This is a genomic window from Polyangium sp. y55x31, from assembly GCF_029946505.1.
Taxonomy (GTDB): domain Bacteria; phylum Myxococcota_A; class Polyangia; order Polyangiales; family Polyangiaceae; genus Polyangium.
In genome coordinates this window covers 1-14,363 of the sequence record NZ_JARZHG010000035.1, presented here as the reverse complement: position 1 = coordinate 14,363, position 14,363 = coordinate 1, and the positions used below count along the sequence as shown (strand labels likewise).

Genomic DNA, 14,363 nt, shown 5'->3' with positions numbered 1-14,363 from the left:
CCAACCTCGGACCACTCGTGATAATTTGTGCGCCGGTCGACGGACCGATGAAGGTGCCGCTCTTTTCGAGCGGCGGTGGAACATCGGACGGGACATCGAGGGGGCTCGAAGAAATCGGCGCGAGAGCGCGCCCGCGGGGCCTTTGTCGATCCGTTGCTTGCACGAGGAGGTGTTCGTGACGCTCGAGATGAATCAGATCGACGGCGTTCGTATTCGTTTCCCGATGGCGACGGCGGTCGTCGCTGCAATCGTGCTGGTTGGGTTCGTTTTGCTCGCTCTCGCCTCGTGGATCGTGGAGACGAACGGGGCTTCTGCGCCGGAAGGCGCGCGGACGTCGCGCGTGATGGCGCCTTCGGATGCGCCGGATTCGGCGCGGTTGCTGGAGGACCGGGGGCGCCCGGGGCGCCGGTTCTAAGCTGACAGACCTCACCCCCCCAACCCCCCCTCTCCGCGCCGCGGAGAGGGGGGGTGAAGGGCCCGGCCGGGCATGCAGGGGGGTGAAGGGCCGGGCCGGGCATGCAGGGGGGTGAAGGGCCCGGCCGGGTGAAGGGCCGGGCATGCAGGGGGCGGCGGGGGCCGGAGCGGGGGGTATCGGAGCGCGGGGCGGGGTGTCCGATTTTGGGACGCCGATCCCAGAACCGGTCACCCCCTCCCCGCTCGCACCTCGTTTCCCCGGGTTTTTCCGCGTTCCCCGTTTGGTACAGCCTTCGCTAGGGCCCCCCGCGTCGGATGGACATCCCGCGCAAGCCCACCCCTAAGCGTCGTGCGCCGCTCTTCGCCGCGGCCGCAGGCGTCCTCGCGATCGCGCTCGTCACGCTGGCCCTCGGGCGCCTGCGCGCCGCGGCCCCCGAGGTCGAGCGGTCCGGCTTGTGGATCGCCACCGTGCAGCGCGGCGAGATGGTGCGGCAGGTGAAAGGGCCGGGATCGCTCGTGCCCGAGGAGGTCCGGTGGATCACGGCCGAGACCGCGGGGCGCGTGGAGCGCATCCACGTCAAACCCGGCGCCACCGTCGCCAAGGACACGCTGATCCTGGAGCTGACGAACCCCGACGTGGTGCTCGAAGAGCTCGCATCCGAGCGCGACGTGGCAAGCGCGCAGCTCGAGTTGTTCCAGGCGAAGAGCCGCCTCGAGACGCAGGCGCTCGCCGAGCGCGCCACCGTCGCCGATCTCGCCTCGCAGCTCGCCGACGTGCGGCGCCGCGCCGAGGCGTATCGCGCCGGCGCCGGTGAGGTGTACTCGACGCTCGACGCGCGGCAGCTCGCCGATCGCGAGGCCGATCTCGCGGCGCGGCTCGATCTCGCGCAGCGCAGGGTCGCGGTGGTCGACGGGAGCAAACGCGACGAGATCGGCGCGCAGCGGACGCAGATCGACAAGCGCCGCGACATCGCCGCGTTTCGCAAGCGCCAGGTCGAGGCGATGCGGGTGCGCGCCGGCGGCGATGGGCTCTTGCAGGATCTGCCGCTGGAGCTCGGGCAATGGGTCGTGCCCGGCACCGTGCTCGCCCGCGTCATCCGGCCCGAGCGGCTCAAGGCCGTGCTTCGGATCCCCGAGCTCCAGGCGAAGGATCTGCAGATCGGTCAGGCCGCGACGATCGATACGCACAACGGCCTGGCGAAGGGCCACGTGGCGCGTATCGCGCCCGCCGCGAACCAGGGGACGGTCACCGTGGAGGTGACGATCGACGGCGAGCTGCCGCAAGGATCACGGCCCGATCTCTCGATCGAGGGGACGATCGAGATCGAACGATTGAAGGACGTGCTCTCGGTGGAGCGGCCCGCGGGGGCGCAGCCCGAGGGCGGGGTGAGCCTGTTCAAGGTGATCGACGGCGGCGAGGTCGCGCTGCGCGAGCGGGTGGAGCTCGGCCGCGCCTCCGTCGGGACGATCGAGGTCCGCGGCGGCCTGCGCGAAGGGGATCGGGTGATCCTCTCGGACATGTCGCGATGGGACGGGATCGATCGGATCAAGCTGCGTTGAAAGAGCGAGACGACGAAGGAGGGACGATGGCCAGCAAGGCGGAACGACTGATCGCGCTCGAAGGGATCACCAAGGTGTTCACCACCGACGAGGTGGAGACACACGCGCTCGAAGGTGTGCACCTCACGATCGACAAGGGCGAGTGGATCAGCGTGATCGGGCCGTCGGGCTCGGGGAAGTCGACGCTGCTCGCGATCCTGGGGCTGCTCGATACGCCGTCGGGCGGCTCGTACACGCTGCGCGGGAGACCCGCCGCGGGGCTCTCGGCCGCGGAGATGTCGCGCCTCCGCAACCAGGAGATCGGGTTCATCTTCCAGACGTTCAACCTGATCGGCGATCTCTCGGTGTACGAGAACGTCGAGCTGCCGCTGGTCTACCGGAAGGTGCCGCCGGCGGAGCGGCGCGAGAAGGTGATGAAGGCGCTCGATCGCGTGGGCGTCGCGCACCGCGCCCGGCACCTGCCCGGTCAGCTCTCGGGCGGGCAGCAGCAGCGCGTCGCCGTGGCGCGCGCCGTGGTCGGCGACCCGGCGATCCTGCTCGCGGACGAGCCCACCGGGAACCTCGATTCGAAGAACGGGCAGGCCGTGATGCAGCTCCTGCACGAGCTGCACGAGGGCGGCGCGACGATCGCGATGGTGACGCACGACGTGGCGTTCGCGCGGCACGCGACGCGCACGATCAGCCTGTTCGACGGGCGGATCGTCGAGGAGTCCCACGCGCCCGGGGCGGCAGCCTGAGGCGCAGAGGGAGCCATGCACGACTTTCTGCAAGACGTCCGCTTCGCCCTGCGCATGCTGCGCAAGGCCCCAGCCTTCACGATCGCCGCGCTCGTGGTGCTCGCGCTCGGCATCGGCGCGACGAGCGCGATCTTCAGCGTGGTGAACGCGGTTGTCCTCCGGCCGCTGCCGTACCCGGACTCGGACCGCATCGTCGTCATCCACCAGGACTTTCGAACGGCGGGGCTCGATGAGATGGCGTTCGGGATCCCGGAGTACCACGACTTCCGCGACCAGAACCGCTCGCTCGAAGCCGTCGCGGCCTACCAGCTCCGCGACAAGAACCTCGCCAGCGTCGATCCGCCCGAGCGCCTGCTCGTCGCGACCGTGTCGCCCGCGTTTTTCCCCGTGCTGAAGATCGAAGCGGCGCCGGGCCGCGTGTTCACGCCCGACGAGGCGAAGGCCGGAAACGATCGCGTCGTCTTGCTCTCGCACGCGCTCTGGCAGCGGCGCTTCGGCGGCGATACGTCGATCGTCGGGCGCTCGGTGGCTCTGAGCGGCGAGCCGTACACGGTGGTCGGCGTGCTGCCGCGCGGGTTCGTGTTGCCGCAGAAGGTCGATGTGTGGGTCCCGCTCGCGCCGACTGAGCTCGAGTCCTCGGAGGAGCGACGCAACTGGCGCAACTACGATCTCCTCGCGCGGCTGAAGACCGGCGTCTCGGTGGAGCAGGCGCAAGAGGATCTGACCGCGCTGCGGCGTCGCATGAACGAGGAGCACGAGGGCGCGGCGCCGGGGACGTCGCAGCTCCTCGTGAAGGTGCGGACGCTCAAGGATTTCACGGTCGGCGAGACGCAGACGACGCTCGTGTTCTTGCTCGGCGCGGTGGCGTTCGTGCTGCTCATCGCGTGCGCGAACGTGGCGAACCTCCTGCTCGCGCGAGCCGCGGTGCGGCAACGCGAGATCGCGGTGCGCGCGGCGCTCGGCGCGGGCAGCGGGCGGATCGCCGTGCAGTTCCTCGTGGAGAGCGCGGTGCTCGCCGTGCTCGGCGGCGCGCTCGGGCTCTTGCTCGCGCTCTGGGGCGTGGACGCGCTCGTCGCGATCGATCCCGATCGGCTGCCACGCGCCGAGGAGATCCACCTCGACGGCGTCGTCGTCGCCTTCACGCTCGGCGTGTCGCTCGTGACGGGGCTCGTCTTCGGGGTGATCCCGGCGATCCACGCGAGCCGCGTCGATCCGGCCGATGTGCTCAAGGAAGGCAGCCGCGGCACGGCGGGCGGGCGCATGGGCCGCTTCCGCAACGCGCTCGTCGTCGCGCAGATCGCGCTCGCGCTGATGCTGCTCGCCGGCGCAGGCCTGATGACCCGGAGCCTCACGGCGATGGCCCGCATGCCGCTCGGCTTCGAGCCCGAGGGCGTGCTCACGGCAAAACTCGCCATCACGAACCCTCGCTACAAGGAGGACAAGGCGAAAGCCGCGTTCGCGCGTGACCTGCTCGCCCGCGTGCGGAACCTGCCGGGCGTGGCGGGCGCCGGCATCACGACGAACCTGCCGATCTCGGTGCGCTACAGCCAGAGCTTCCGCATCGAGGGCAAGACGCCCGCGGAGCACGAGCGCTGGCCGTACGCGGTGCATCGCGAGATCACGCCGGGCTACCTGGAGGCGATGCGCGTGCCGCTGATCGAGGGGCGCATGCTGAGCGACCAGGACCACGAGGACGCGCCGCGCGCCGTCGTGGTGAACCAGGCGCTCGTGAAGACGTACTTCCCCGAGGGCAGCGCGGTCGGGCGCCGGATCCGGCCGCCTTGCGGCGACGACGAGAAGACGTGCCCGTTCCGCACGATCGTCGGCGTGGTCGGCGACGTGCGCGAGGTGTCGAGCGAGGAGACGATCGCGCCGACGTTTTACGCCTCGTACGCGCAGGGCCCCTGGCACAACCTGAACATCGTGATCCGAACGTCGCAGGATCCGCTTTCGCTCGTGGCGGCGCTGCGGAGCGAAATCCGCGCGCTCGATCGGGAGCAGCCGATCTACGACGTGCTCCCCATGCAAGCGCGCGTCGAGCAGCGCCTCGGGCCGCGGCGGTTCGCGCTGGAGGTGCTGTCCGTCTTCGCGATCACGGCGCTGATCCTGGCCGCAGTTGGACTGTACGGCGTGACCTCCTACATGGTGACGCAACGCACGCGCGAGTTCGGGATCCGGCTGGCGCTCGGGGCCGAGGCGCGCGACATCCTCGGCATGGTGCTGAAGCGGAGCCTCGTGCTCGCCGGGATCGGGATCGGCGTGGGGCTCGCGGCCTCGCTCGCGCTGTCGCGGGTGATGGCGAGCGTGATCTACGGCGTGAGCGAGCGGGATCCGCTGACGCTGGCGATCGCCTGCCCGGTGCTCGCGGCGGCGGCGATGCTCGCGAGCTTCTTCCCCGCGCGGCGCGCCACGCGTGTTCCGCCTGCGATCGCTTTGCGCTCGGAGTAACCTCGCCGTGACGACGACGATGAAGATCCTCCTGGCCGACGATCAGCCCGACGTGCTCGAAGCGCTGCGCCTGCTCGTGAAGGCCGAGGGGTTTTCCCCCGCGCTGGCGCGCTCGCCGGCCGCCGTGCTCGCGGCCGTGGAGGGCGGCGACTTCGACGTCGTGTTGCTCGATCTGAACTACACACGCGACACCACCTCCGGCCGCGAGGGCCTCGAGCTTTTGCCCAAGTTGCGCGAGCTCGACGCGACGCTGCCGGTGGTGGTGATGACGGCGTGGGGCAGCGTCGAGAGCGCCGTCGAGGCGATGCGCAAGGGCGCGCGCGACTACGTGCAGAAGCCGTGGGACAACGCGCGGCTGCTCGCGACGCTGCGCTCGCAGGTGGAGCTCGGGCGAGCGCTGCGGCGGATGCGGCGGCTCGAACGGGAGAACGCGGCGCTGCGGGGCGAGGTGCCCCCGCTCGTCGCGGGCTCGCGCGTGATGGCGCCGGTGATCCGGCTCATCGAGCGGATCGGGCCGTCGGACGCGAACGTGCTCATCACGGGAGAGCACGGGACGGGCAAGGAGGTCGTCGCGCGCTACCTGCACGCGATCTCGCGTCGGGCCGGCGGGCCGTTCGTGCCGGTGAACGCGGGGGGCCTGGCCGAGGGCGTGTTCGAGAGCGAGCTCTTCGGCCACGTGAAGGGCGCGTTCACCGATGCGCGCGAAGATCGCCTCGGCTGCTTCGAGCTGGCCGACGCGGGCACGTTGTTCCTCGACGAGATCGCGAACATGCCGCTCACGCAGCAGGCGAAGCTTCTGCGGGTGCTCCAGACCGGAGAGCTCTGCCCCGTGGGCTCGTCGAAGGTGCGCAAGGTGAACGCGCGTGTCCTCTCCGCGACGAACGTCGACGTCGCGGCCGAGGTGCGAGCAGGGCGCTTCCGCGAGGATCTGCTCTACCGGCTGAACACCGTGGAGATCCACCTGCCGCCGCTGCGCGAGCGGCGCGAGGACATCCCGGCGCTCGCGGGGCACTTCCTCGTGTCACACGCGAAGCGCTACCGGATCGAGAACGCGTCGTTCGATCCGAGCGCGATCGAGGCCCTGCTCGCGCACCCGTTCCCGGGCAACGTGCGCGAGCTCGAACACGCGGTGGAGCGCGCGCTCCTGCTCGCGCCGAGCGGGCTCATCCGGGCCGAGGACATCATGTTGCGGCGGCCCTCGCAGGCCCCGAGCCGGCTCGAGGAGATGACGCTGGAGGAGGCGGAGGGGCACCTCATCACGCGAGCGCTCGCCCGCACCGGCGGCAACGTGAGCGACGCGGCGCGAGCCCTGGGCCTGAGCCGCAGCGCGCTCTACCGGCGGATGCAGCACTTCGGGCTCAAGGGCTCCGGATGAACGCCGAGCGGTCGCGGCTGCCGTTCGACCGCGGGATTTTTCTCCTCACGCTGCTCGCGGGACTGCCCGCGGTGGTCCTCGCGCTCGCCTTGCTCTGGCGGAGCGACGCGGGCGCGGCCGCGAAGTGGACGCTGACGACGATCGTCGTGCTCACGTGGGCCGGCGTCGCGTCCGAGGTGCAGGCGCGTGTGGTGCGGCCGCTCCAGACGCTGGCGAACGTGCTCGAAGCGCTGCGCGCAGGTGATACGTCGATGCGCGCAAGCGGCGCGCGTCGAGGGGATCCGCTGGGCGAGGTGATGCTGGAGGCGAACGCGCTCGGCGACGCGGTGCGGGAAAAGACGCTCGGGGCCCTCGAAGCGAGCGCGCTGCTCCGCACCGTGATGGAGCAGATCGACGTGGCGATCTTCGCCTTCGACGAGGGCGAGACGCTGCGGCTCGTCAACCCCGCGGGCGAGCGTCTGCTCGGCCTGCCAGCCCCGCGCTTGCTCGGTCGGCGCGCGGCGTCGCTCGGCGTTTCACCGTGGCTCACGGCGCCCGCGCCTTGCCGCCTCGACGACGTGCTGCCGGGCAGCGGCGGCCCGTTCGAGCTGCGGCGCACGACGTTCCGGCAGGGCGGCCTGCCGCATCACCTGGTCGTGCTCGCGGATCTACGGCGCGCGCTGCGCGAGGAGGAGCGGCAGGCCTTCCAGCGGCTCATCCGCGTCATCAGCCACGAGATCAACAACTCGCTCGCGCCAATCCAGTCGATCGCGGAGGGGCAACGCAAGCTGCTCGCGCTCGACCCGAGGCCCGACGACTGGGAGGACGACGTGCGTGACGGCCTCGCCGTGATCGCGCGGCGCTCGGAGGCGCTCGGTCGGTTCATGTCGGCGTACGCGCGTCTCGCGCGCTTGCCGCCGCCGTCGATCGGGCCAGTCGCAGTGGCCGCCTGGGTGACGCGCGTGGCAGCGCTGGAAAAGCGGCTGCCCGTGCACGTGGACGAGGGGCCGGAGATCGTCGCGCCGGGCGACGGCGATCAGCTCGATCAGCTCCTCATCAACCTGGTGCGGAACGCGGTCGACGCGGCGCTGGAGACGGGCGGAGGGGTGCGCGTGTCGTGGCGGGCAGCGGGGGCAGGCGTGGAGGTGGTCGTGGAAGACGAGGGTCCGGGGCTGCCGCAGTCGGACAACCTGTTCGTGCCGTTCTTCACGACGAAACCACACGGATCGGGCATCGGACTGCTCTTGAGCCGACAGATCGCCGAAGCACACGGGGGGCTTCTCCGGCTGGAAAACCGGCCCGATACGAGAGGATGCGCGGCGGTTTTGGTGCTGCCGCTCGGCGAACCACGAGCGGCGCGCTAGAGAGCGCGCATGCTCTTCCCGAAGAACCGTTCTCCTTGGCTTCTCCTGTCCATGCTTGTGCTCTCGTGCGGCGGAAACGACCCCAAGCCGCCTGCCCCTCCGCCTCCGCCGCCGGAGCTCGACCCACGGATCGCCGACTGTCTGCGCATCAACGCCTGCGACGCAGAAGGAGGTCAGCCGATCGGCATGCAAGCTTGTCTCGGCCACGTGCTCGACGAGACCTGGACCTGGGCAGCCACCGGCACGCTGCAGCTCGAAATCGAGAGCCTCGATTGCAAGCTCGCCGCAAAGGACTGCGCCGCCGTCCGCGCCTGCACGCCGCCCAAGGAAACCTTCACCACCGCATGCGCCGCACACCCCGCCGACGACCTCTGCGAAGGTGAGACCTGGGTGCTCTGCGACCCCGACGGCAAGCCGACCGCCGCGATGGACTGCGCAGCCGCAGGCCTCTCCTGTCACAAGGGCGTCTGGGCCGGCTGCGGCAAGGAGACCTGCACGTTCGGCACGACGAAGACGACCTGCGCCGACGACGATCCCGACGTGCTCGTCGAATGCACCCCAGCCGGCGTTCTCAAGCGGATCGACTGCCGCACGCAGTACAACATGGTGCACATCAACGGGCAGGACGGGGAGAAACGAGTCACGATCGCCGGGGAGACCTGCGGCTTCGACAAGCAACGCAACGACATCGGCTGCATCGGCAAGGGCGAGGACTGCAGCTTCTTCTCGCAAGCCTGCAACGGCGACGTCCTGGAGACGTGCGCAGGCGGGAAAATCGGCCAGCGCGACTGCGCCGCACTCTCGCCCGAGGGCCAAAGCTGCGGCTTCGTGCAGAGCGGGCAATTCGCCGGGGGCGCAGCCTGCGGATTCGTCGAGCCGACCTGCGACCTCGGAGCCGCCGAGTCATGCGAAGGAAGCACGGTCTCATTCTGCAACCTGGAGACCCCCGCGAAGGTCGATTGCCAAGCGCAAGGCTTCGCCGGGTGCGAGACGGCCACACTCGGCGGCAGGACCGTCGCGTATTGCGTGCCCTGAGCGCTGGGCCGCGGGGCTTTGCCCCGCACCCCAGCAGGGGGCTGTCCGCCCCCTGCACCCCGGACCAGGCACGGCCTGGACCGAAGGCGTAGAAACCGCGCGATGCGCGGTTTCTACGACGGGCCCGGGGCAAGACCAAGACCACCTTGCCAACCGAGACAGCAGCGCCGCAGACACGTTGGCCCCGCTGTCTTGGCTGGCCAGCCCGTCGCTGGTCTTGCCACCGGCCGTTCGATGAACTGCGCTTGCGCAGTTCATCGACCCCGAGTCCAGCGCTTGCGCTGGTCCGGGTCCAGGGGCGGACAGCCCCTGGTCGGGTCCGGGGTGAAACCCCGGCGCTACGGCACCACGAGCGCCTCGGCTGCCGCGGACGCGCTCGTGGCTGGCGCGGCGGCCTCCGCCTCCGCCTCCGGCTCCGGCTCGATTGCGACCTCTGCGGGCGTGGGCATGCCGCCGGCTGCGGGGCGTGTGTCCGGGCTTCGCATGGCGCCTTCGGCGACGTTGTTTTCGCCTCCTGTGGTGAAGGCCATGACGAGGGCGACGATGATGAAGACGGCGGTCGTTGCGCTTGCGAGGAATGCTACCGATTTTGCGCGGCGGGGCGCGGGGGGCGGGGCTGGTGCGTAGTCCCAGGGGGCCATGCTGTTGCCGATGGGCTCGCTCGGGCTTGGCACCGGGAAGGTTGGGAGGGACGTGCGCACCGATGGGGGTGGGGGTGCGGGGAAGCTTGGGAGACGCGGCGGGGCGAGTGCGGTCGCTTCGTCGATGGTTCCTTCGGGATCGAGGAGGGCTGGCGTCCGCTTTGTGTCGGGCTCGAGGGCGGGCGTTGTGGGCTGCAGGGCTTGGGGCGGCCCTCCGAATCCCATTTCGCGGGCTCTGCGGAGATCCGTGCTCCCCATCGGGACGGTTCCGCCGCCCATGCAGGAGAGCTCGGGATCTCTGGGCATTTCGCAGGGGGGCTCCGCGGGCGCGGCTGCGGGTGCTTTCGGCTCGACGGCTTCGGCGCGCTTCAGGAATGGGTCCGACTTGGTCCGGCGCCCTTTCGCCCGTGCCGCGCGGCGGCCTGAATCTTTGCCGATGCAGCCGAGCAGAATGGCATCGATGTTCTTCGGAATTGGGCGTGAGCTGTTCGAAACCCTCGAGGACGAGCGCGGATCGTCGGAGAGCGAGGCACGCTCGTCTTCGGCCCAGCCTTCGCGGCGCTCGCTGTAGGGCGAGAGTGCGGCCTTGAGGTCGACGGCGCGGGGGAAACGCGAATCGACGTCCTTGCAGAGGCACCGCATGATGACGGCTTCGAGCCCGGACGGGATTCCGGCGTGGATCGACGACGGGAGTGGCGCCATCTCGCTGCCGAGCACGGCCATGCAGATTTCGGGCGTCGTGGCACGCTGGAACGGGGCGCGGCCCGTGAGCAGTTTGTACAGGATTGCGCCGAGCGCCCAGATGTCGGCTCGCGCGTCGACCTCACGTGCTGCCCGCATCTGCTCGGGCGCCATGTACAGCGGCGAGCCCATGATGTCGCCGTTGCTCGTCATCTCCGACTCGCCGTCCTCGGGCACGTACTTCGAGACGCCGAAATCGAGCACCTTGATGCATGGCGAGCCGTCCTCGCGGTGCGTGAGGAACAGGTTCGCCGGCTTGAGATCGCGGTGGACGATCCCGCGCCCGTGGGCCTCGGCGAGCGCGTCGCAGGCTTGCATCACGTACAGGACGGCCTCGTGCACCGGCAGCGTCCCTCGTTTCTTGAGCAGCGCCGAGAGATCGTCGCCCTGGAGCAGCTCCATCACCATGAACGGGGCGCCCGAGGGCAGCCGGCCGATGTCGTAGACCTGGGCGACGTGCTCGCTTCGGAGCTTCACGACGAGGCGAGCTTCGCGGAAGAAGCGCTCGATGATCTGCGGATGCGTGAGCTCCGATCGGACGAGCTTGATGGCCCGCTCGTCTCGGAGCTCGAGGTGTGTGGCGGCGACCACGACGCCCATGCCGCCCATGCCGAGGAGACGCTCGACGCGATACTTCCCCGCGAGGATCTCGCCCGCCGCGACCGGGCTCCGCACTGCTTCGTTTTCCATATCGCGCCCTAGCGTGCATGCTACGAAGGCCATCGCACACGGGCCAAGAAACTGAGGAGTCCGGGCAGGATTTCCCCTGCGGGCGTGATCCTGCGGGGGCTCATCCCTTCACCGTCGCAATCGGCGCGAGCCGCACGACCCGCCGCGCCACGCCGGCATCCTCGACGGATCGCACGACCGGCGTGATCGCTTTGTACGCATACGGCGCCTCCTCCTTCATCCGGCGGTGATACTTCTCGAGGATGTCGCGCCGCCCGCGCAAGGACGGAGCGTCCGGATCGATCGGCGTCACCACGTCGAGCTTCTCCGTCGATTCCCGGTACACCGCGTCGCTCACGTGGCTCGCTTGCCCGCGCGTCAGGCTCCGGCCTGCGCCGTGACAGGCGCTCGCGAGCAGCGCGTCGTTCCCGAGCCCCGCGAGCACCCAGCTCGCGTCGCCCATCGAGCCTGGGATGATCACCGGATGCCCGGTGTACTGGAATGGGCTCTCGAACGGATCCGGCCCGGGCGCGGGCGTCGCGCCTTTGCGATGGAGGAAGCGCCCTGCCCTGCCCTCCGGCTCCCAGATGAGGTTGTGCGGCGCATCGTAGACGAGGCGCGTCTCCACCGTTCGCCCGAGGACCTCGCTCATCGCGCGCGCCGCCATCAGCACGAGGAAGAGCCGGTTTCCGAAGGCGAAGTTCGCCGCGTTGCGCATCGCGGACAGGTACGCGGCCGCCTCCGCGGCGAGCGGCCCCCACGTCGGCATCACGTAAAAGCCGTGCGCCGGGTGGGGCAGGCCCTTCGGGTAGAGCTCGTGGGCGCGGGCCATGAAATGGCCGCCCACCACGTGCCCGAGCCCGACGGAGCCCGAGTGCGCCATGATCGTGACGGCCCCGCGGGCGAGGCCGAATGCGTGCGCGGCGTGGCCGTCCACGATCTCGTCCACGCGTTGCAATTCCACGAAATGGTTCCCGCCGCCGACGGATCCGATCTGGATGTCCCGGCCGTCTTTGGCTCCCGAGGCGCGGATGAAGCTCGCGAATGCGAACGTGTCGTCGGTGGGCAGCGCGCCGTTGAAATGGACACGCTCGAGATCGCGGAGCTCCCGCGCGGGATCGTAATGACGCCAGATCCCCGTGCCTTGGTTATCGGCCGCGGTCTCGGCGAGCCCCCAGAGTCCATCCCGGAGCAGCGCCTCGCGCTGGCGGGGGGACATGGGGATGTTTCGTTGGCCCTGAAAGAAGATCGCCCGCAGGCGCTTCTTCAAGGCCGCCATGTGCGGCGCGAGCTCGTCGTGGGTCACGTCCGTGACCACGAGGCGCATGCCGCAGCAGACGTCGTTGCCCACGGCGCGCGGGACGACGAACCCGCGCGCGTCGGCCACCGTACCTACGGGGATGCCGGATCCTTTGTGGAAATCCGGCGTGAGCACCACGGCTGCGAGGCTGCCGGGGCCCTCGCCCCAGAATGGCGCGATGCGGCCTTTGCGCTCCTCTTCCCAGATGGAAAGGAGCGTGTCTTGAATCGAAACGAATTCGAGGAGCTCTGCGATGCCCTCTGCCTCGACGGAGACATCGGGCCGCGCGATGAGCGTGATCGGAACACCAAAACGACTTTCGATGCGGGCGAGCGCGCGGTCTTCTCGGCGCACGACCGCATCCAACCTGAGATTGCCCATGGCTGCTTTCCCAGGCGCCGGCACGTTCTGTCGTGCGAGCGCCCTGCGAACGAACGAACCCTGTCGCGCAGGTCGTACGTCGCGGCGAGCCGAGCCCGGGAGCGCATCCAATCCAGAGGACGCACGTCTCCTCACGCTCGCACGCCGACGATCCATCGCCGACCCGCGATCCTTTCCCCGGTTCGACGCTCAGGGCTGCGGGTCGCCTGACGGCGCCCTACGCCCCGAACCCCGTTCGTCAAAACTCCGGAGCGCGCCCGAGGAAAGCGCACTTCGCAGCAGCCGCGCCCACGATATGCGAGCGCTTCTCATTTGTCAAGGTAGTGCTCGCACGCATTCCGCTGCCGGCATATCGAATGCACGCCGCTCCCGGGCAAAGGATGCGCAGGCCGGGTGCAACCCGTGTGCACGGTGGAGGACGAGATGGTGCGCGACGATGAAACGAACAACCCTCTCACGCAGGGGAAAGGCCGTACGGACGAGGTCGATCAATCGAAAGGAATCTACCCGTTCGGCAGGCCTCACCCGCCCGACGCGGAGATGCGCTCACCCGGCGAGCTCGGCGGTGGCTCCTATGAGGAGTCGGGCCGCGGGGGCGTGGCCCTCTCGCCGGAGCAATCGACCTCGGGCGCCGGCGCTGTTGGTGCGTCGATCGCACAGCAGATCGTGGAGCAAGGGCTGGGTGCGACGGGCGAGGACTCGGCAGAGGAGCGCGCTCCCGAACCCAAGGGCGCGCTGCCTCGACATGAGGAGAGCAAGCCACGTGGTTCCGGATCGTCGGGTGGTTGACACTCCGACGGTGGCAGTTAGGTTGCCCCCTCGTCGAGTGAAAGAGAGAGGGCGCCGCGTGGTGTCGTCCTCGTTGAGGTTCCCGGGCCTACAGATACAAAAATATTGTCGGCCCTGGACGAACGACTGTTGACAAGGCGAACGATGCGGCCTAAACAGCCGCCCCTCGCCGAGAGACAAGGGCGCCGCAAGGCGTCGTCCTCGGAGAGGTCCGCGAATCCGAGAATGTGAAAATATTCTCGGCCCTCGGAAGAAGGTTGTTGACAAGGCGAACGACGCGGCTTAAAGAGCCGCCCCTCGCCGAGAGACACAGGGCGCCGCAAGGCGTCGTCCTCGGAGAGGTCGCCGGGTCCAGAGAATGTGAAAATGTTCTCGACCCCTCGATGAAAAAAGTGGTTGACAAGGCGAACGACGCGGGTTAAAGAGCCGCCCCTCGCTGAGAGACACAGGGCGCCGCAAGGTGCCGTCCTCGGTGGGCCCCTGAGCCTGTTTGGTTTCGTAGAGAGACCATTCTACGCTCGAGGACGTCTCGTAGAGAGTCCGCATCTGCGGATCCGCGGGATGATGGTTGAGATCGCCGACGATGGCGTGCCTTCGGGCACGACGATCGTGTAAACGAGGTGAGCTTTACGAAGCTCCTCGTGCTCGGTCCTTGAAAACTGGATTGTACGCAACACGCAAAAACGTGTGGTGACGTGGCCCTCGCCTCGAACTGCGCAAGCACGGTCGAGGCAATCACGTCATGCCAATGAGGCATGAGCCGTCACCCGGTCTTTAGCCGGACCGAGGTGACCTCCAGAAAATTTAACTGGAGAGTTTGATCCTGGCTCAGAACGAACGTTAGCGGCGCGCCTAACACATGCAAGTCGTGCGAGAAAGGGCTTCGGCCCCGGTAAAGCGGCGCACGGGTGAGTAACACGTAGGTAACCT

10 protein-coding genes and 1 rRNA gene are annotated in these 14,363 nt (G+C 69.2%); 9 read left to right on the top strand and 2 right to left on the bottom strand.

The features are described 5' to 3' along the window. Window positions 1–175: 175 nt before the first annotated feature. From QHF84_RS39015 to QHF84_RS38985, 7 genes are all read left to right on the top strand, one after another. Entirely contained in the window at window positions 176–415 is a 240-nt protein-coding gene (locus QHF84_RS39015; RefSeq protein ID WP_281318637.1) for a hypothetical protein, read from the top strand. A gap of 314 nt (window positions 416–729) precedes the next feature. Beyond that, window positions 730–1,974, top strand: coding sequence for an HlyD family efflux transporter periplasmic adaptor subunit (locus QHF84_RS39010; RefSeq protein ID WP_281318636.1), 1,245 nt, complete (start codon window positions 730–732; stop codon window positions 1,972–1,974). 26 nt (window positions 1,975–2,000) lie between these two features. Then, a complete protein-coding gene (locus tag QHF84_RS39005; RefSeq protein ID WP_281318635.1) occupies window positions 2,001–2,711 on the top strand; it encodes an ABC transporter ATP-binding protein in 711 nt (236 codons plus the stop codon). Between the two features lie 15 nt (window positions 2,712–2,726). Then, window positions 2,727–5,159, top strand: coding sequence for an ABC transporter permease (locus QHF84_RS39000; RefSeq protein ID WP_281318634.1), 2,433 nt, complete (start codon window positions 2,727–2,729; stop codon window positions 5,157–5,159). Between the two features lie 19 nt (window positions 5,160–5,178). After that, window positions 5,179–6,534, top strand: coding sequence for a sigma-54 dependent transcriptional regulator (locus QHF84_RS38995; RefSeq protein WP_348652916.1), 1,356 nt, complete (start codon window positions 5,179–5,181; stop codon window positions 6,532–6,534). Next, window positions 6,531–7,877: an ATP-binding protein gene (locus QHF84_RS38990; protein ID WP_281318632.1), complete on the top strand. Its 1,347-nt coding sequence runs from the start codon at window positions 6,531–6,533 to the stop codon at window positions 7,875–7,877. Before QHF84_RS38995 ends, QHF84_RS38990 begins: the two co-directional genes overlap by 4 nt. Window positions 7,878–7,928: 51 nt before the next feature. Beyond that, complete coding sequence (locus tag QHF84_RS38985) at window positions 7,929–8,912, top strand: hypothetical protein (protein WP_281318631.1); 984 nt, start codon at window positions 7,929–7,931, stop codon at window positions 8,910–8,912. 338 nt (window positions 8,913–9,250) lie between these two features. Here QHF84_RS38985 and QHF84_RS38980 read toward each other — a convergent pair whose 3' ends face one another. Beyond that, window positions 9,251–10,984 (bottom strand): serine/threonine-protein kinase, encoded by a 1,734-nt coding sequence (locus QHF84_RS38980; RefSeq protein ID WP_281318630.1) that lies wholly within the window; start codon window positions 10,982–10,984, stop codon window positions 9,251–9,253. Window positions 10,985–11,084: 100 nt separating this feature from the next. Further along, window positions 11,085–12,617: an RtcB family protein gene (locus tag QHF84_RS38975; RefSeq protein ID WP_281318629.1), complete on the bottom strand. Its 1,533-nt coding sequence runs from the start codon at window positions 12,615–12,617 to the stop codon at window positions 11,085–11,087. A 420-nt stretch (window positions 12,618–13,037) separates the two neighbouring features. On the opposite strand from QHF84_RS38975, the gene QHF84_RS38970 reads away from it, so the two are divergent. After that, window positions 13,038–13,433 (top strand): hypothetical protein, encoded by a 396-nt coding sequence (locus QHF84_RS38970; RefSeq protein ID WP_281318628.1) that lies wholly within the window; start codon window positions 13,038–13,040, stop codon window positions 13,431–13,433. Between the two features lie 805 nt (window positions 13,434–14,238). Beyond that, window positions 14,239–14,363 (top strand): 16S ribosomal RNA (locus tag QHF84_RS38965); the annotation flags it as partial.

Bases quoted from the DNA above. Each gene is read 5' to 3' on its own strand.
- QHF84_RS39010 (WP_281318636.1), top strand. From the start codon at position 730: ATGGACATCCCGCGCAAGCCCACCCCTAAGCGTCGTGCGCCGCTCTTC.
- QHF84_RS39005 (WP_281318635.1), top strand. From the start codon at position 2,001: ATGGCCAGCAAGGCGGAACGACTGATCGCGCTCGAAGGGATCACCAAG.
- QHF84_RS39000 (WP_281318634.1), top strand. From the start codon at position 2,727: ATGCACGACTTTCTGCAAGACGTCCGCTTCGCCCTGCGCATGCTGCGC.
- QHF84_RS38995 (WP_348652916.1), top strand. From the start codon at position 5,179: ATGAAGATCCTCCTGGCCGACGATCAGCCCGACGTGCTCGAAGCGCTG.
- QHF84_RS38990 (WP_281318632.1), top strand. From the start codon at position 6,531: ATGAACGCCGAGCGGTCGCGGCTGCCGTTCGACCGCGGGATTTTTCTC.
- QHF84_RS38985 (WP_281318631.1), top strand. From the start codon at position 7,929: ATGCTTGTGCTCTCGTGCGGCGGAAACGACCCCAAGCCGCCTGCCCCT.
- QHF84_RS38980 (WP_281318630.1), bottom strand. From the start codon at position 10,984: ATGGAAAACGAAGCAGTGCGGAGCCCGGTCGCGGCGGGCGAGATCCTC.